The 17,268-nt window shown below is 59.8% G+C and carries 14 protein-coding genes; 5 read left to right on the top strand and 9 right to left on the bottom strand.

Annotated features, from left to right (window positions below):
• On the bottom strand, positions 1 to 235 hold a 235-nt coding region (locus tag BN1129_RS12150), incomplete at its 3' end, for a hypothetical protein (RefSeq protein ID WP_042036845.1).
• Positions 232 to 1,878, bottom strand: coding sequence for an NAD(P)-binding protein (locus tag BN1129_RS12145; protein ID WP_042036843.1), 1,647 nt, complete (start codon positions 1,876 to 1,878; stop codon positions 232 to 234). The genes BN1129_RS12150 and BN1129_RS12145, both read right to left, overlap by 4 nt.
• Positions 1,879 to 2,281: 403 nt before the next feature.
• On the opposite strand from BN1129_RS12145, the gene BN1129_RS12140 reads away from it, so the two are divergent.
• Positions 2,282 to 4,090 carry an MOSC N-terminal beta barrel domain-containing protein gene (locus BN1129_RS12140; RefSeq protein ID WP_042036840.1) on the top strand — a complete coding sequence of 603 codons (1,809 nt, stop codon included), beginning with the start codon at positions 2,282 to 2,284 and terminating at the stop codon, positions 4,088 to 4,090.
• Positions 4,091 to 4,115: 25 nt separating this feature from the next.
• On the opposite strand, the gene BN1129_RS12135 is transcribed toward BN1129_RS12140, so the two are convergent.
• Positions 4,116 to 5,741, bottom strand: a complete 1,626-nt coding sequence (locus tag BN1129_RS12135; protein WP_052449346.1) for a methyl-accepting chemotaxis protein — start codon at positions 5,739 to 5,741, stop codon at positions 4,116 to 4,118.
• Positions 5,742 to 6,129: 388 nt separating this feature from the next.
• On the opposite strand from BN1129_RS12135, the gene BN1129_RS12130 reads away from it, so the two are divergent.
• Positions 6,130 to 7,842 carry a methyl-accepting chemotaxis protein gene (locus BN1129_RS12130; protein ID WP_042036933.1) on the top strand — a complete coding sequence of 571 codons (1,713 nt, stop codon included), beginning with the start codon at positions 6,130 to 6,132 and terminating at the stop codon, positions 7,840 to 7,842.
• 79 nt (positions 7,843 to 7,921) lie between these two features.
• Here the strand turns inward: BN1129_RS12130 and htpX are convergent, their stop codons facing one another.
• The 5 genes from htpX to bioB all read right to left on the bottom strand — a co-directional run bounded on the left by htpX (position 7,922) and on the right by bioB (position 12,837).
• Positions 7,922 to 8,794: a protease HtpX gene (gene htpX, locus BN1129_RS12125; protein ID WP_042036839.1), complete on the bottom strand. Its 873-nt coding sequence runs from the start codon at positions 8,792 to 8,794 to the stop codon at positions 7,922 to 7,924.
• 114 nt (positions 8,795 to 8,908) lie between these two features.
• A complete protein-coding gene (bioD, locus tag BN1129_RS12120; RefSeq protein WP_042036838.1) occupies positions 8,909 to 9,589 on the bottom strand; it encodes a dethiobiotin synthase in 681 nt (226 codons plus the stop codon).
• 113 nt (positions 9,590 to 9,702) lie between these two features.
• The gene (bioC, locus tag BN1129_RS12115; RefSeq protein ID WP_042036932.1) at positions 9,703 to 10,542 is read right to left on the bottom strand and encodes a malonyl-ACP O-methyltransferase BioC; all 840 of its coding nucleotides are present in this window, start codon (positions 10,540 to 10,542) and stop codon (positions 9,703 to 9,705) included.
• Positions 10,535 to 11,752 carry an 8-amino-7-oxononanoate synthase gene (gene bioF, locus BN1129_RS12110; RefSeq protein ID WP_042036836.1) on the bottom strand — a complete coding sequence of 406 codons (1,218 nt, stop codon included), beginning with the start codon at positions 11,750 to 11,752 and terminating at the stop codon, positions 10,535 to 10,537. The genes bioC and bioF overlap by 8 nt, the downstream gene beginning before the upstream one ends.
• Positions 11,749 to 12,837, bottom strand: a complete 1,089-nt coding sequence (gene bioB / locus BN1129_RS12105; protein WP_042036834.1) for a biotin synthase BioB — start codon at positions 12,835 to 12,837, stop codon at positions 11,749 to 11,751. The genes bioF and bioB overlap by 4 nt, the downstream gene beginning before the upstream one ends.
• A 188-nt stretch (positions 12,838 to 13,025) precedes the next feature.
• On the opposite strand from bioB, the gene bioA reads away from it, so the two are divergent.
• Together bioA and BN1129_RS12095 are read left to right on the top strand one after the other, a co-directional pair.
• Positions 13,026 to 14,300 carry an adenosylmethionine--8-amino-7-oxononanoate transaminase gene (gene bioA, locus BN1129_RS12100; RefSeq protein ID WP_042036832.1) on the top strand — a complete coding sequence of 425 codons (1,275 nt, stop codon included), beginning with the start codon at positions 13,026 to 13,028 and terminating at the stop codon, positions 14,298 to 14,300.
• Positions 14,301 to 14,435: 135 nt separating this feature from the next.
• Positions 14,436 to 15,248 carry a HAMP domain-containing protein gene (locus BN1129_RS12095; protein ID WP_042036831.1) on the top strand — a complete coding sequence of 271 codons (813 nt, stop codon included), beginning with the start codon at positions 14,436 to 14,438 and terminating at the stop codon, positions 15,246 to 15,248.
• Here BN1129_RS12095 and BN1129_RS12090 read toward each other — a convergent pair.
• Complete coding sequence (locus tag BN1129_RS12090; RefSeq protein ID WP_042036931.1) at positions 15,245 to 15,595, bottom strand: hypothetical protein; 351 nt, start codon at positions 15,593 to 15,595, stop codon at positions 15,245 to 15,247. The two genes, BN1129_RS12095 and BN1129_RS12090, sit on opposite strands and share 4 nt — an antisense overlap.
• Positions 15,596 to 15,789: 194 nt before the next feature.
• Here BN1129_RS12090 and asnS point away from each other — a divergent pair, with 194 nt between their 5' ends.
• Positions 15,790 to 17,190: an asparagine--tRNA ligase gene (asnS, locus tag BN1129_RS12085; protein WP_042036830.1), complete on the top strand. Its 1,401-nt coding sequence runs from the start codon at positions 15,790 to 15,792 to the stop codon at positions 17,188 to 17,190.
• Positions 17,191 to 17,268: the final 78 nt, after the last annotated feature.

Below are 17,268 nucleotides of genomic sequence, written 5' to 3'. Positions count from 1 at the left end.
CCCCCGCCTGCAGGGCGCCGTGTACCGTACCGGCCGCCCCCCCTTCGCTCTGCATCTCCACTACGGTGGGGATGTTGCCCCACAGGTTGGTCTGCCCCTCGTCCGCCCAAGCGTCGGCCAGCTCGGCCATGGTCGAGCTCGGGGTAATGGGATAGATGGCACACACTTCACTCAGCTGGTACGCCACCCGGGCCGCGGCTTCGTTACCGTCGACCATGATCAGTTCATGTTTCATTGGGACTCCTCTGGTTGGCGCAGCTCGATGGCGTGGCAGGGGCATTGATCGTGGCAGGCGCCGCAACCGGTGCAGCGATCCACATCCACCCGATAGCCGTGGCCAGGCCCCCGCTTTTCGATGGCCTGCTCGGGGCAGCTGCCGTAGCAGCCATCGCACTCGAAGCAGTTACCGCAGGAGTAGCAGCGCGCCGCCTCGTAGCGGGCGGCCGTCTCGTCCAGTCCGCCGATGATCTCGCCAAAGTCGTCCCGCGCCCACGCCGGTTTGACCGGCTGGCTGCTGGCAGGGGCATGGGTCTGGAACCAGAGCTGTAACTGCTGTGGCCCCACCAGCGGGTAGGAGACCATCTTCTGATAGTGGCGACCGCGCAGCCAGGCATCCATGTGGCGCGCCGCCTTCTTGCCGTGGCCGGCGGCGATGGTGACGGTGCGCTCGGAGGGCACCATGTCGCCGCCTGCAAACAGCCCGGGGACATCGGTCATGAGATTGTCGGCCACCTGCACCACTCCCTCCTTGTTGACCCGCACGCCGGGAATGCTCTCCAGCACGCTCAAGTCAACCTCCTGACCCAACGCCAGAATCAGGGAGTCCGCTTCCAGGGTTTCAAACTGGCCGGTGGGCACCGGCTTGCCATGCTCATCCAGCGCCATCACCTCCACTTCGATGCTGGTGTTGTCGAGCTGGCGAATGGTGCGCAGCCAGTTGATCTTGATCCCCTCCTCCTCGGCTTCAAGGGCCTCGAAGGCGTGGGCAGGCATATGGTCCCGGTCGCGCCGATAGATGATCATCGCCTCTTCAACGCCAAGACGACGGGCGGTGCGGGCCGCATCCATGGCGGTATTGCCGCCGCCGTAGATGGCCACCCGCCGTCCCAGTTTGGGGGGCGGCAAGCCCTGCTCTTCGGCCAGACTGGCCTGTTCGAGGAAGCTCACCGCATCGAGGATCTTGCCCGCCTCCCGGGCCGGAATATCGACCCGCTTGGCCAGATGGGCGCCGATGGCCATAAAAACGGCATCAAAGCCCCCCTCGTCGCGCTCGCGCAGCACATCTTCCACCTTGTGATTGAGGGTGAGGGTGACGCCAGCCGCCAGGATGCGGGCCACCTCCCGATCCAGTACATCGCGGGGCAAACGGTAAGCGGGGATGCCAAAGCGCAGCATGCCACCGGCGAGTGGGCCCGCTTCACGGATCTCCACCTGATGACCGAGCCGGTTGAGGTGCCAGGCGCAAGAGAGGCCGGAGGGACCGGCGCCGATCACCAGCACCTTCTTGCCGCTGGCAGGGGCAGGCGGCGCGGGCAGCCAGCCACGGGCCAGCGCCTCGTCGCCGAGGAAGCGTTCGATGGCGTGAATGGAGACGGCATCATCCACCTGGGCGCGATTGCAGGCGCTCTCGCAGGGGTGATAGCAGACCCGGCCATGGACGGCAGGCAGGGGATTTTCTTCGATCAGGGTCTGCCAGGCCGCTTCAAAGCGGCCCGCTTCGGCCAGGGCAAGCCAGGCCTGGATGTTCTCGCCGGCCGGGCAGGCGTGGTTGCAAGGTGGCAGGGCCGGCCGCCAGACGGGTAGTCGGGTACGCACCGGGCCTGTTCCCGTTTTCTGGGAGAGATCCGGCTGTGGGGTCATATCCAGTTGTTTGCTCATACATTGCTTTCTTCTTTTTGTGTGACAGGCCCTATCCGATGGCACTTGATACCGTGTAGCCAAAGCGGACGGTGGCCGGATGAGGGAAGAAGCGAAAGCGTTAGAAACTGGGAACTGAGTCGATAATGGCGGCTTTTTTGTACTGACTAGCGAATCAGGATCAAAAAATGTTGCACTTTATGGGGTCTGGAGCCCGAAACGTGACCCCTGTAACATCTTGCCCAATTGAATACAGGATGGCGTTGACCGGTTCGCCGACCGAGGGCAGACAGTATGCCGTCGGCGCCGGATTGCCATGTGAGAACTGCGCCGTGCGGCGACCATGCAGGGATTGCTGCACGGGGCGGGAACCGTTATCTTGCACCCTCTTCATCTGCACAGGCCACTGCACAAGGACTCGAACATGCCAACACTCGACAGCATTCATCTCTACCCCATCAAATCGACGGCAGGCATGCCACTGACCCGTGCGCAGGTGACCGAAGAGGGACTGGCAGGGGATCGCCGCTACATGGTGGTCAAACCGGACGGCACCTTTATCACCGCCCGCACCCATCCCCAGTTGCAGCAGGTGATCGCCACCCCCATCGAAGGCGGCTTGCAACTGCGCTATTCGGGCTTTAAACCACTGACCCTGCAAGAGGCCGACTTCAGTCGCACCCCGCAAGCCACCGGGGTCTGGGGCGATCGCTTCACCGCCCTGCATACCGACCCTCAAGCCGATGCGTGGTTGAGCAAGGTGGCAGGGGAAACGGTGCAGCTGCTGTGGCTAGGTGAAACCTCTGACCGTTTTCGCGAAAAAACCGGCACCCGGGTCAGCTTTGCCGACGGTTATCCGCTGCTGCTGATCAGCCAAGCCTCCCTTGAGGATCTCAACCTGCGCTCCGATGCCCTGCACCAGATGAGCCAGTTTCGTACCAATCTGGTGGCAAGCGGCACCCGGCCCTTCGAGGAAGACAGCTGGGTGCGCATCCGCATCGGTGAGGTGGAGTTTCGGGTCGACAAACCCTGCAGCCGCTGCATCATGACCACGGTGGAAGCGGGCACCGATCGCTTCAATGCCCTGAAAGAGCCGCTGGCCACCCTCACCCGCTACCGCCGTGGCGAGGATGGCGAGGTCTATTTCGGCCAGAATCTGGTGGCGCTGAACGAGGGGTGGATCGAAGCGGGCAGTGAGATCGAGGTGCTGGAGCGCACCCGTCCGGTGGTCTACCCCGCCGCCGCGCCGAAGAAGCGGGAGCTGGTCTGCGTGGCCCGCGAAGCGCTGGCGCGAGATCTCGAGACCTTCTGGTTCGAGGCGGCCGATGGCGAGCCCCTGCCCGACTACCTGCCGGGCCAGCATCTGCCCATCAGCCTCGATATCAAAAACGAGCGAATTCAACGGCGCTATACCCTGAGCTCCACACCGGATCAACCGGAGCGTTACAGCATCAGCGTCAAGAAGGTAGAGGGGGGTCGCATCTCCCACTGGCTACACCAGCAGATGCAGGTGGGTGACCCGCTGCTGGCCGCTAATCCCGCAGGCGAGTTTCACTTGGGCGGCGAGCGCAATCTCCTGTTGCTCTCGGCAGGCTCCGGCGTCACCCCCATGCTGGCGATTGCCCGTACCCTGGCCCTGCGCGGGGAGCTGGAACATGTCCACTTTATGCATCTGTGCCGCAGCGAAGCGGACATTCCCGCCGCCAGCGAACTGCACGCCATGGCGCAGCAGGGCATGACGCTCACCCTGATCCTGAGCCAGCCAGATAGCCACTGGCAGGGGCTGCAAGGGCGACTCAATGATGAGCATCTGCGACGGGTCAAAGGGCTGGTCGGGAGAGAGGTCTTTATCTGCGGTCCCCACGGCTTTATGGCCGATGCCGCAGCCAGAATCGCGGCCCTCGGCGTACCGGCCGCACGGATCCGCCAGGAGAGCTTTGGCGGCGCCATTCTCTCGGTGGCCCGCCCTCATCAGGCGGTGCAACTGCGCATCGGCACCCAGGCCTTCACCGGCAACAATCAGGGTACCGTGCTGGATCAGGCCAACAAGCAGGGAGTGGAGCTGCCCTGGAGCTGCCGCGCCGGCATCTGTGGCAGTTGCAAGCAGACGCTGGTTTCCGGTGACGTTGACCACCCGGATGCCCCCGCCATCACCGCTGCCGAGCGGGCCGAGGGCAAGATCCTCACCTGCTGCGCGGTGCCGCTGACCGATCTGGTGATCGGGCAGCAATAACATGATGAGAGGATCCCGGCTCCGGTCATGGCAATTTGAATTGGTGCAGCAAATTTAACAGCATCTGAGCCGTCACGCTGAGTTCTTCTGCCGTAGAACTCAGCTCTTCCGCTGTCGCTGCCGTTGATTGCATTGCATTAGTATTTTGTAACGCGGCCTGGCTAATGTTACCCATTGCACCCTGCTGCTCATTCAATGCTCTGGATATATCTTGCACCAATGCCGTCGTTTCCATGATCCTCGGTAGCATCTGCTTTAGTTTCTCACCCGTCTCGATGGAGGTCGCTTTTGCGTTTGTACACACAATCCCGATTTCTTGGGCCGCTTTTGATGATTTTTCAGCAAGACGCCTGATTTCGGTGGCCACAGTAGCAAAACCTCGGCCACTCTCACCGGCCCTGGCAGCCTCAATCGCAGCATTAATAGCTAATAAATCCGTTTTACGTGAAATCTCATTGATGATGGACACTCTCTGAAAAATGTCCTGAATAGCAGACAACAATTTATCCATATACAAGCCGCACTCCTGTGCATTTAATGAGGTCTGCACTGCGATTCTTTCTGTGACGGTGGCGTTGTCTGAGTTGCATTTTATCGCATTCATCACAATGTCAATTGATGAACCTGTTTTATCTATGACGAGCGACTGCTCACTTGCTGAAGATGACAGCATCTCTGCAGTTGATAATAATTGTTGCGATGCATTGCTAATAGTGCCAGATATATTTTTCACATTAGTCAATGTCTTCGACAACTGGATTGACATCATTCGCACATTATATAGTAAACTGCCTCTATCAGATTTATCTGTTTTAATCTCACAAGAAAAATCCCCCTGAGCGACTTCATTAATTGCTTTGATGCTAGTAGCAGGCTCAGCCCCTAACATAACATGCAGTTTTCGATGTATGAAAAACAATGATGATGTCAACGCACACATGAGCAAGAATATTAAAGTGATAACAAGTTTCAACCAATATGAAGATTCAGCATCACTGCTTGCAATCAGCTGATTAGTACGGGCATCCATCATTTTATAAAAATTATCTACCCCCTTCATTATATTTATTTTGTCAGTATGATACTGGGTATCAAAAAGTATTCGTCTGGCGAAATCAAGATCAGGTTCCTTGATAATTGTAAACTGTCCCATAGCATCCACAAAACGGCCTTTCACTGCATTAAAAGCGATTGTTTCCGTATTCACCAGTCTGTCTGAACTTTCTTGCGCCCGGGTTAACTCTTGCAATTCATCTTGGGTAAAACCCGCCTGTTGCATCATAGCTTTCAAGGAAATAGCGGTACCATTCCCTCTTGGCGGTATGTCAGAAACAGCCATGTAATCCCAATATATACGGTTATAATCCAATGGCCTTGGCTGTAGACCATTTCTGATATCAAGAACGTCAAAATACTGTTTTTCATACTTAGGATCGGCTGTTTGTGCATAGGTCCTGACCAATCTAGTCAGATCATCCGAGCTCTGACGTAATTCATTGGCCAATAATACGCTTTGATAACGTTGTTGTTCAACATCCCTCTGTTTTTCAACTTTACCTTTCAGCGTAAAAATCGAATAAAAAAGCAAAATGGAGATGGCAAGTGAAATACTTGCTATCAATAACAAGAGTTTCTTTATTGTCCAAACCATAAAACCACCATAGCGCAATCTGGTTACCCCACACATGCTGTCATCTACAAGGGTCTATTCAAGCCTTAGGCTGACTACTACAGCATAACGCAGTTAGGGAGAAGTGCTATTTCAGGTCGATATATCGAGAAAATCAGTTGTCAGCGTACTAGTACCTAATCCTTGGCCAATTAGAGCACGAACGTTATCACCCGCCAGACTCAAAATATGCCTTTTTAGTTCTCCATGATATTCCCAAGAGTCCCTCCCATACAGGCCTTTATCCTATTTACGGAAAATATGGCTAAGATAGCTGTTTTTTGAAGGCATTACCTATACTGACCATGGAATCTGTTTACTTGAGATGCTCAACAAGACGCTCCCTGATGAGAATAAGGACGCTCGCACCATGGAACAAAACAAGCCTGCCTTTCAGCTCAATTTGCTGCTATCGGTAATCACCCTGATCCTGCTGTCACTGGTGTTTTTTGCCTACAGCTGGTCAGGGGCGCAACTCGAACAGAGTTATCAGCAACGTTACCAATCCTATCTACTGGCCGATGAGCTGCGACAATCCTCCGACGATCTGACCCGGCTCGGTCGCACCTATGTGATCACCAAGGATCCCGCCTACGAACAGCAATACATGCGGATCTTGGCCATTCGCAACGGGGAGCAAAACCGGCCAGAGAGCTATCACCGCATCTACTGGGATTTTGTCGCTGCCAGCGGCCAGAGTCCTCGCCCCGAGAGCCGCATTCGTCGCGGCCTGATCGACCTGATGAAGGACGCCGGTTTCACCGACGAGGAGCTGGCCAAGCTCAACGAGGCCAAAAACAACTCGGATGCTCTGGTCAACACCGAAGTGGCAGCCTTCAAGCTGGTACAGCAGACGGATGGCGACCCGGTCGCCAACCAGCAAAAGGCCATCGCTATGATGCATGACAAAACCTATCACCAGAACAAGGGGCGCATCATGTCCCCCATAGACGACTTCTACGTCATGATGGAGAACCGTACCCAGCAGGCTGTGGACGATACCACCAACCAGTCCTCCATGCTGCGTTACCTCTTCATCCTACTGGGTCTGGTGTTGATGTTCTTCCTGTGGCGCACCTACAAGGCCCTGCTCGACCTGATCGGCACCTCGGTCAGCCAACTCAGGAGCGAGCTCGGCAGCCTGGCACAGGGAGATTTCTCGCGCCAGATCCATGTGCCAAGCGGCGCAAAAGAGAGCCTTATCGGCTTACTGGCCAGCATGCAGTCCACCCTCAAGGGGATCATCACCCAGGTCTCCCACTCCACCGAGGAGCTGTCAGGATCGGCCGACAGCATAGCGCAGATAGCGGAGCAGACAGCCCAGTTTGCCACCTCCCAGCAAAGCAGTACCCAGACGATGGCGGCGGCCATCGAGGAGCTGGTGGTGAGCATCAGTCATCTCTCCGACAACGCCACCCATGCCGACGAGCTGAGCAAAGTCTCCGCCAACACCCTGGAAGACGGATCCGGCGTCATCAAGCAGACCCTGGACAGCATACTGAGCATCTCGGACACCGTATCCAACGCGGCCAGCAGCCTCTCCGAACTCAACAGCCACACTCAGCAGATCTCGGACATCATAGAGGTGATCCGCAGCATCGCCGATCAGACCAATCTGCTGGCCCTCAACGCCGCCATCGAAGCGGCCCGGGCTGGCGAGCAGGGACGGGGCTTCGCCGTGGTAGCCGACGAGGTACGCAATCTCGCCAGCCGCTCGGCGGCGTCAACCCAGCAGATCACCGGCATGATCAGCAAGATCCAGAGCGGGGCGGATGCCTCTATCCGCAGCATGGAGAACACGGTCAACAACGTCTCCCGCGGAGTGAGCCTGGCCAACCAGACGAGCGAGGCCATCGCCAGTATCAAGAGCCACGCCGCCAACCTGACCGGCCTGATGGGGGAGATCAGCCACACCCTGCGCGAGCAGTCCACCGCCGCCAACGAGGTGGTCTCTACCGTCGGCAGCATCACCTCCCTCTCCGAGCAATCGGGGGATGCCGCCCGCCATGTGTCGCAAGAGGCGGCCAAGCTCAAGCAGCTGTCACGGGTGCTGCGTCAGGAGATGGGGCACTTTAAGCTTTAAAAAACGCTGCAAAGCAAAACGGCTGCCCCAAGGCAGCCGTTTTTTTATTCGGGGTTTATCCCCAAATATCCAGCATCTATCAACCGCGCAGGGCGGCGATGCGCTGCTCGATGGGCGGGTGGCTCATGAACAGTTCGCTCACGGAGCGCTTGCCATTGATGCCAAAGGCCATCATGGCACCTTCCATCTGCGGCTCGGCCCCGCGAGAGAGGCGCTGCAACGCGGCAATCATCTTGTCGCGGCCAGCCAGCTTGGCAGCTCCGGCATCGGCGCGGAACTCACGCTGACGGCTGAACCACATGACGATGATGGAGGCCAGCACGCCGAACAGCATCTCCAGCACGAACACTGTGATCATGTAGGCAAAGCCACCCGAGTTGCTGCTCTCTTCGCTGTTGTTGGAGCTGAAGAAGTTGCTGATGAGACCGGCCACAATACGGGCGAAGAACATCACGAAGGTGTTCACCACACCCTGGATCAGGGTCAGGGTCACCATATCGCCGTTGGCCACGTGGCTCACCTCGTGAGCCAGCACAGCTTCCGCCTCGTCCCGGCTCATGCTGTAGAGCAGGCCGGAGGAGACAGCGACCAGCGAGTCGTCGCGGCGGGCACCGGTGGCGAACGCATTCATCTCGGGGGAGTCATAGATCCCCACTTCCGGCATCTTGATGCCCGCTTCACGGGCCTGACGGGCCACGGTACTGACCAGCCAGTGCTCGGTCTCGTTGCGGGGTTGCTCGATGACCTGGACGCGATAGCTACGCTTGGCCATCCACTTGGACATGAGCAAGGAGATAAAGGAACCCCCAAAACCGAACACGGCACAAAACATCAACAAACCGGAAATGCTGGACTTGTTGATCCCCAGAACCGAGAACAGGATATTGAGTACCACCCCCAGCACCAGCATGACGGCCAGGTTGGTCACCAGGAACAGCGTAATTCGCTTCATTATTGACTCCTTGTGAGATATGGATGCGTGGCCCCGCACAGCTTCATTGCCTGCCGGGACCACACCTGCCCAACATAATATATAGATTCGATGAATGTTCGCTGAATGTCGTCATCAGAGCAGGGGCGAAATGTCGAGACGCCCGCTCAGATCGGCATCGAGTGGATTGTTCACAAAGGGTATCTCACCCAAAAATGGGGCAGGCAGCAAGCCCCTGAGCGTGTCCAGATTCTCCTGGTAGTGGCTCATGGAGCCGTGCAACCGATTGATGACCCAGCCCGCCACCGGCAGGTGGTCGTTGCGAATGGCGGCGAAGGTGAGCAGCGCATGGTTGAGGCAACCCAGCTTGGCCCCCACCACCATGATCACCGGCATGTTCTCCTGCTTGACCCAGTCCGACAGCAGGTACCTGCGATCCAGCGGTAAAAACCACCCCCCGGCCCCCTCCACGACGATGAGCTCGGCACCGGCCTGCTCTATCTGGCGCAAACCATCGGACAAGCCTTTCAGCGTGATGGCCTCACAGGCCTCGCTGGCGGCGATATGGGGCGCGATGGGCGGTTCAAAGGCGAACGGATTGACCAGATCGTAGGGCAAAGGCAGGCTCGCGGCCTCCTGCAACAGCACTGCGTCCAGGTTGCGCAGTCCATCCGGGGTACGGGCACAACCGGCGGAGACCGGCTTGTAACCGGCGCACTGGATGCCGTGGGCGGCAAATTCCAGCAACAGGGTACGGGCGACTACCGTCTTGCCCACATCGGTGTCCGTGCCCGTGATAAAGAAGGATTTAACCATGATAACTCCTCAACACAAATCAGGTGGCTCCCCCTGGTGGGAGCAAGCTCACCTGCGTATCAACTCTTTCAGGCAGCGTAGCAGAACCACAGCCCGCTCAAACCCGGACCGGCTTATCGGCGACCCACTTGCCCCAGACAGACCTGATAGCTGGCGGTCAGCCTGCCGTCCGGCTGGCGGTAGGCTTCATAAGCCAGGCTAAGGCGCTGCAAACGCTGCCGGCTGCTGAGACCAGGCTGGCGCTCGTCATTGATCTGGCTGGCCCCTATCCCTTTGAGATCGCGCAGCAGACCGGTCAGCTCGGGATAGGCGAGCGACCAGGTCAGGCTCTCTAGGCGAGGGGCGATGAAGCCCCCTGCGGCGATGGCATCGTGCAATTGTGGCAGGCTGAGGAAGCGATTGACATGGGCACTGTCGTCAACCGTGCGCCAGGCCTCACGCAATTGCCAAAGCGAATCAGAGAGCAGGGTCGAGAACCACAGCTGACCACCGGGTTTGAGCACCCGATGCAGCTCGGCAAAGGCCTGCGCCGGACGCTCGCACCACTGTAAGGCCAAACTGGAGAAGACCCAATCCAGACTCTTATCGGCAAAGGGCAACTGCTCCGCATCGCCGCACAGGAGATGAGCACCACTGCCGCGCAGGGCCGCCTGCTGTAACATGCCGGGAGCGAGATCCAGTCCATGTAGCCGGTGACAACGGCGGGCGAGCTGCGGCAGGAAGAACCCGGTGCCACACCCCAGATCCAGTCCTGATCCTGGCAAGGCATCTGCCAAAGTATCCCCTTGCCCCCCATGATCCGGCTCCGACGCAGGCAAGGCGTTTGTCATCCGCTTGAGCAGCGCCAGCCCCACCTCCTGCTGAAAGCAGGCGTGGGCGTCGTAGTGACGGGCGGCCGCACCGAAGCGACGGGCCAGCTGAGCCTTGTCGACCGACTGGAAACGCTCATGCATGGCGAGCACCTCTCGGGTCTGCGGCATCCTCATTACTGGTGGCCGACAGGGTGCAAGGGCCAAGGGCCTCAAGCAGGCGGTCTATATCCTGTTCGCGGTGGGCCGCGCTCAAAGTGATGCGCAGCCGCGCCGTGCCCACCGGCACTGTCGGTGGCCGAATCGCGGTGACCCAGAGCCCTAATGCGCGCAGTCGTTCGGCCAGCTGCAGGGCAACGGTACTCTCTCCCACCAGCAGCGGCTGGATCGGGGTGTTGCTCGCGCCAAGCTGCCAGCCAAGGGCAGCGGCGCCCTGCCGAAAGCGGGCGATCAGCTGGGCAAGATGGGCACGGGACTCGTCGGCTGCGCGCACCAGTTCGATGCTCTTGCTGACGGCGCAAGCCTGCGCGGCCGGCATATGGGTGCTGTAGACGTAGTGGCGGGCGAAGTTGACCAGATAGTCCACCAACTCGCGGCTGCCGCCCACAAAGGCACCGGCCACCCCGAGCGCCTTGCCAAAGGTGCCCATCTGGATGTGTACGCTGGCAGGTGGAACCCTCTGCGCCGCCAGGGTGCCGCGCCCTTGTGGCCCCAGCACGCCGAGGCCGTGGGCATCGTCGATCATCAGCCAGTTGCCGCTCTGGCCGGCGAGACGGGCGAGTTCAGCCCAGGGAGCCTGATCCCCATCCATGCTGAACACCCCTTCCGAGACGATCAGCCCCCGACCGGGCTCAAGCTGACTTGCCAGCGCGGCCATATCGTTATGGCCGAAGCGCGTCATCTTGCAGGGCAGCTGGCTGCCCATCTCTTGTAGGGAGGCATGATTGAGTTTGTCCTGCCACAGCCGATGCGCCTTGCCCAGCAGGGCTTTGAGCACCGCCTGATTGGCGGAAAAACCGCAGTTGAACAGCAGCACCGCCTCCACCCCGAGCCACTCGGCCAGCGTCTCTTCCAGCTGCTGGTGAGCCCGACTGTAGCCGGTGACCAGCGGCGAGGCACCGGAGCCCGTACCATAGCAGTCAATCCCCGCTTTGAAGGCGGCCTTGATGGCGCTGTGATCCGCCAGCCCCAAATAGTCATTGGCGGAAAAATTGAGGTAGTCGCGATCGGCGACCTGCAACCGCCCTGCCACGCTACCTTGCGTCGCGATGCGGTGGCGCAGCAAAGCGGCCTGCTCGCGCCCGGCCAGCGCCGCGCCCAACGCAAAGGGGCCCGTTACCACAGGGCTCTTCATGGACGCACGACGCCTGCACGTGGACGGGTAGCATCGTAAAACATCTCATCCGGCGCGTTCTGGCGGCCCACCTCGGCCAGCAGCTCTTCTTCTTGTACCTGATCCGGCTTCTGGGCCCGCTGAGCGGGGCGAATGCCGAGTCGCTTGAACAGCTGCATGTCGCTGTTTTCATCGGGGTTGGGGGTGGTCAGCAGTTTGCAGCCGTAGAAGATGGAGTTGGCCCCCGCCATAAAGCACATGGCCTGCATCTGCTCGTTCATCTTTTCTCGCCCGGCGGAGAGGCGCACGTGGGAGGCGGGCATCATGATCCGCGCCACGGCTATGGTGCGGATAAACTCGAACGGGTCGAGGTTCTCTTCGTTCTCCAGCGGCGTCCCCTTCACCTTGACCAGCATGTTGATGGGCACGCTCTCCGGGTGGCGTGGCAGGTTAGCCAGCGCCATCAGCAGACCCGCCCGATCCTTGGCCTGCTCGCCCATGCCGACGATGCCGCCGGAGCAGACCTTCATGCCGGCGCCGCGCACATGCTCCAGGGTATCGAGCCTGTCCTGATAGGTGCGGGTGGAGATGATCTCGCCGTAGAACTCCGGCGAGGTGTCGAGGTTGTGGTTGTAGTAATCGAGCCCCGCAGCGCCAAGACGCGCCGCCTGATCGGCGGTCAGCATCCCCAGGGTCATGCAGGTCTCCATCCCCAGCCCGCGCACCTCCTCAATCATCCGTAGGATATAGGGCATGTCCCTCTCTTTGGGGTTGCGCCAGGCGGCTCCCATGCAGAAACGGGACGAGCCGTTGGCCCTGGCCTCGCGGGCCCGATCCAGCACCTTCTCCACCTCCATCAGCCGCTCGGTCTCGAGCCCGGTATGATAACGGGCGCTCTGGGGACAATATTTGCAATCCTCCGGGCAGGCGCCGGTCTTGATGGAGAGCAAGGTGCTCACCTGCACCTCGTTCGGGTCGAAATGGGCGCGATGTACGGTCTGGGCCTGGAACAGCAGATCGTTGAAGGGCAGGGCAAACAGGGCCTGAACCTCGGACAGGGTCCAGTCGTGGCGAAGGGCGTGGTCGCCCGGGGTGAGAGCATTCATACATGGCTTCCGGTTATGATAAGTGGGATCCTGCGCCGGCCATCCCGGATGAGCGAACACAAAACCCGCCGCTGTGCCTGCCCCTCTGAATGGGCAAAGCCAAGTGGCTGAAATTGTTGGCTAGTGTAGAGAGCGCGCGTAGACTGTCAACACCGACCAGATCAAACCAATTGACAACAGAACACATAATGACCAACCAAGAATTCGACCTGCACCACATCTGGCACCCCTATACCTCCCTGACCCATCCCCTGCCCTGCTATGAAGTGGCCAGCGCCAAAGGGGTAACCATCACCCTCAGCGACGGCCGCGAACTGGTGGATGGCATGAGTTCCTGGTGGGCCTGCGTGCACGGGTATCAAGTGCCTGAACTGGACGCGGCCGCCACCACCCAGCTCGGCAAGATGTCTCACGTGATGTTTGGCGGTCTGACCCATGCCCCGGCGGTCGAGCTGTGCCGCAAGCTGGTGGAGATCACGCCAGCTAAGCTGGATCGGGTATTTCTGGCAGATTCCGGCTCGGTGGCGGTGGAAGTGGCGCTCAAGATGGCCCAGCAGTACTGGCACGCCAGAGGCACCCCCAGAGCCAAGTTCCTCACCCTGCGCGGCGGCTATCACGGCGACACCTTTGGCGCCATGAGCGTCTGTGATCCGGATGGCGGCATGCATGAGCTTTATAAAGGCTTCCTGCCGGAGCACCATTTCGCGCCGGCACCGAGCTGCCGCTTCCACGCCGAGTGGGACGAGCAGAGCGTGGTGGCGCTGGCCACGCTCATGGCCGATCATCACGAAGAGATCGCGGCCATCATCCTCGAACCCATAGTGCAGGGGGCGGGCGGCATGCGCTTCTACCATCCCCGCTACCTGCAGTGGGTGCGCGCCCTGTGCGACGAGTTCGACGTGCTCTTGATTGCCGACGAGATCGCCACCGGCTTTGGTCGCACCGGCCAGCTGTTTGCCTGCGACTGGGCGGGGATCAGCCCCGACATCATGTGTCTGGGCAAGGCGCTCACAGGCGGCTATCTCACCCTCTCGGCGACCCTGACCACCGAACATGTTGCCCGCACTATCTGTGACGGCACGGCGGGGGTCTTTATGCATGGTCCCACCTTTATGGGCAACCCGCTCGCCTGCGCCGTGGCGAACGCCTCCATCGATCTGCTGCTCGCCTCCCCCTGGGCCGAGCGGGTGCAGGCCATCGAACATCAGCTCAAGACCGAACTGGTCGCGCTGACCCTCAACCCGGCCGTGGCCGATGTGCGGGTACTCGGCGCCATCGGCGTGGTGGAGATGAAAGAGCGGGTGGACGTGGCCCGCATCCAGCGCAAGTTCGTCGAGCTGGGAGCCTGGATCCGGCCATTTGGCAAACTCATCTACCTGATGCCCCCCTTCGTCATCACCCCCGAGGAGCTGAGGGTATTGACCGGCGCCATCAATGAGGCCATCGCCAGCGGCGAATTCTGAGCCTGAATAAATAGGCCCTGCATGAGAATGCAGGGCCTATTGACTCTTTTTCATTAGAATGTGAGCAAGGCACCAGACCCGAACGACCGGTGCGAGTAGACTGCGCGGGTTTTACCCAACAGATGTACCGTTCCCATGCGCCTTTCCATTGCTGCCAAAATCAACTTCTTCCTGCTGTTCATCTTCTCCATGGTGCTGGTCTTCTCCGCAGCCTATCAGGCCGTGCGCGAGCGGGATCTCATCCTGACCCTGATCAAGGAGCAGAGCCGCGAGCAGAGCGAAGCCTACTTCGATGGCCTCAACATGCTGATGCTGACCGGCAAGATGGACGCCCGCGACACACTGCGAAACAAATTCCTCGAGCACGCCCATGTGGAGGATGCCCGCATCGTCCGTGGCGAGGCGGTGAGCAAACAGTTCGGGCCAGGGCGCGCAACCGAACAGAGCAAAGATGAGTTCGATGAGTTGGCGCTGGCGGGCAAGGGCAGCCTGGAGGTGGTGCACGATGACATGCACAGCCGGCTGGTCGTGACCCGACCGCTGCTGGCAAAAAAAGATTTTCGCGGCACCGACTGCACCAGCTGTCATCTGGTGCCGGAGAACACTGTGCTCGGTGCGGTGCGCTTTGACTACTCCCTCGACTCCCTCTTTACCCGGGTTGAGCAGAACATTCTCACCTCGGCACTCATTCTCACCAGCATCTTCGGGATGGGGCTGCTGCTGACCCTCTGGGTCATCCGCACCTGGATAGTCCGCCCCCTCAACCAGCTGACCCGCTCAATGGAAGAGGCCACCGATCAGCACGACTTCGGCCACCGGCTGGAGGGGGATGACGGGGATGAGATAGGTCGGGTGGCACTGGCCTACAACCAGATGCTCGACAGCGTGGAGCGCCAGCTGGGCAAGCGCCCCACCGCTCAGGGGAAGCAGGACAAACCGCAGGATTAACCCGCGTAGTAGAACAGCAAACTGGCGATGAGGATCAGCAACAAGATAGCCAGATGCACCCGGCCGACATCCTCCTGGCGGCGGCAACGTTGCCGTTCAAACAGCAAGACCACCAGCGTCAGCACAGAGCAACCCCAGAGCCCGCGCTCCAGCCAGGGGGTCAGCACGGGATCCCAGCTCTGGCGCACCTTGACCCCGCCATAGATCAGAAAACCGTAGGCGATCTGCGGCCGCGCGAAGTGATAGAGGGAGAGCAAGGCGATGAAGCCGCCCCAGCAGAGGATCACCAATCCCTGCAACACCCGGGTCAACCGGTCAGGTCCATGTCGCCGCTCTTTCACACCCATCCCCCACCCAAGCGGCCCGGTCATGAGGTGATCCGGGCACAAAACCCCTCCAGAGTCCGACATTTTTGCTTGTTTATCAAACCCGCGCGGGTAAGATTGACGGCTTAGTCTGCCATGATGGGCCAATCAATGCCCGGGCCAGACCCCTAGTGTTGCAAATAGCGCTGCAAGAACAAGCTGGAGACAATATTTCGATGACGCACGCATCCGTAGTAGATGTGCTGACCGGTAAATATGCGGTTGGCACCACCCAGACAGTCAAAGGGTGGATCCGGACTCGCCGTGATTCCAAGGCGGGGATCTCATTTTTGGCCGTCTCCGATGGCTCCTGTTTCCATCCGGTACAGGCGGTTGTCCCCAATACCCTGGCCAATTATGAGAATGAAGTGCTGCGTCTGACCACTGCTTGCTCCGTGGAAGTGACCGGTGTGATTGCCGCCTCCCAGGGCAATGGCCAGGCTTTCGAACTGCAAGCCACCGAGGTCAACGTCGTGGGCTGGGTCGAAGATCCGGACACCTACCCCATGGCCGCCAAGCGTCACAGCATAGAGTACCTGCGTGAACAGGCTCACCTGCGTCCGCGCACCAACATAGTCGGCGCCGTGACCCGGGTACGCAACTGCCTGGCACAAGCCATCCACCGCTTCTTCCACGAAGAGGGCTATCTGTGGATTGCGGCGCCGCTCATCACCGCCTCGGACACCGAAGGTGCCGGCGAGATGTTCCGCGTCTCCACCCTGGATCTGGAAAACCTGCCGCGCACCGACGCCGGCAAGGTCGACTACGACAAGGACTTCTTCGGCAAGGAGACCTTCCTGACCGTTTCCGGTCAGCTGAACGTCGAAACCTACGCCTGCGCCCTCTCCAAGGTCTACACCTTCGGGCCCACCTTCCGCGCCGAAAATTCCAACACCAGCCGCCATCTGGCCGAGTTCTGGATGGTTGAGCCGGAAATTGCCTTCGCCAACCTGGACGATAACGCTGCCCTGGCCGAAGCCATGCTCAAATACGTCTTCAACGCCGTGCTGAGTGAGCGCCGCGACGATCTGGAGTTCTTTGCTCAGCACGTCGACAAGGATGCCATCGGCCGACTGGAACGCTTCGTCTCCTCCGACTTCGCCCAAATCGACTACACCGATGCCATCGAAGTACTGAAGAACTGTGGCAAGACTTTCGAGTTCCCCGTCTCCTGGGGCATCGATCTCTCCTCCGAGCACGAGCGCTATCTGGCCGAAGAGCACTTCAAGTCGCCTGTGGTGGTGAAAAACTACCCGAAAGACATCAAGGCCTTCTACATGCGCCTCAACGACGACGGCAAGACCGTGGCCGCCATGGACGTACTGGCACCCGGGATCGGCGAGATCATCGGCGGTGCCCAGCGTGAGGAGCGCCTTGACGTGCTCGATCAGCGCATGGCCGAGATGGGGCTGAACAAGGAAGATTACTGGTGGTACCGTGACCTGCGTCGCTTCGGTACCGTACCCCACGCCGGTTTCGGTCTGGGCTTCGAGCGTCTGGTGGTCTACGTGACCGGCATGGGCAACGTCCGCGACGTGATCCCCTTCCCGCGTACCCCGCGTACCGCCGAGTTCTGATTACGGCCACTTGCCGACAAAGCCGACCCCAGGGTCGGCTTTTTGTTATCCAGGCAGCGGCATTTCGCCCCGCTGACC

The organism is Aeromonas popoffii (genome assembly GCF_000820025.1).
GTDB lineage: Bacteria > Pseudomonadota > Gammaproteobacteria > Enterobacterales > Aeromonadaceae > Aeromonas > Aeromonas popoffii.
This window is presented reverse-complemented; position numbering and strand designations above follow the sequence as displayed.

Coding starts and splice junctions, on each gene's coding strand:
- bioB (WP_042036834.1), bottom strand. CDS start 12,837: ATGAATGCTCTCACCCCGGGCGACCACGCCCTTCGCCACGACTGGACC.
- bioF (WP_042036836.1), bottom strand. CDS start 11,752: ATGAAGAGCCCTGTGGTAACGGGCCCCTTTGCGTTGGGCGCGGCGCTG.
- BN1129_RS12130 (WP_042036933.1), top strand. CDS start 6,130: ATGGAACAAAACAAGCCTGCCTTTCAGCTCAATTTGCTGCTATCGGTA.
- bioA (WP_042036832.1), top strand. CDS start 13,026: ATGACCAACCAAGAATTCGACCTGCACCACATCTGGCACCCCTATACC.
- asnS (WP_042036830.1), top strand. CDS start 15,790: ATGACGCACGCATCCGTAGTAGATGTGCTGACCGGTAAATATGCGGTT.
- bioD (WP_042036838.1), bottom strand. CDS start 9,589: ATGGTTAAATCCTTCTTTATCACGGGCACGGACACCGATGTGGGCAAG.
- BN1129_RS12095 (WP_042036831.1), top strand. CDS start 14,436: ATGCGCCTTTCCATTGCTGCCAAAATCAACTTCTTCCTGCTGTTCATC.
- BN1129_RS12090 (WP_042036931.1), bottom strand. CDS start 15,595: ATGGGTGTGAAAGAGCGGCGACATGGACCTGACCGGTTGACCCGGGTG.
- BN1129_RS12145 (WP_042036843.1), bottom strand. CDS start 1,878: ATGAGCAAACAACTGGATATGACCCCACAGCCGGATCTCTCCCAGAAA.
- BN1129_RS12140 (WP_042036840.1), top strand. CDS start 2,282: ATGCCAACACTCGACAGCATTCATCTCTACCCCATCAAATCGACGGCA.
- bioC (WP_042036932.1), bottom strand. CDS start 10,542: ATGCATGAGCGTTTCCAGTCGGTCGACAAGGCTCAGCTGGCCCGTCGC.
- BN1129_RS12135 (WP_052449346.1), bottom strand. CDS start 5,741: ATGGTTTGGACAATAAAGAAACTCTTGTTATTGATAGCAAGTATTTCA.
- htpX (WP_042036839.1), bottom strand. CDS start 8,794: ATGAAGCGAATTACGCTGTTCCTGGTGACCAACCTGGCCGTCATGCTG.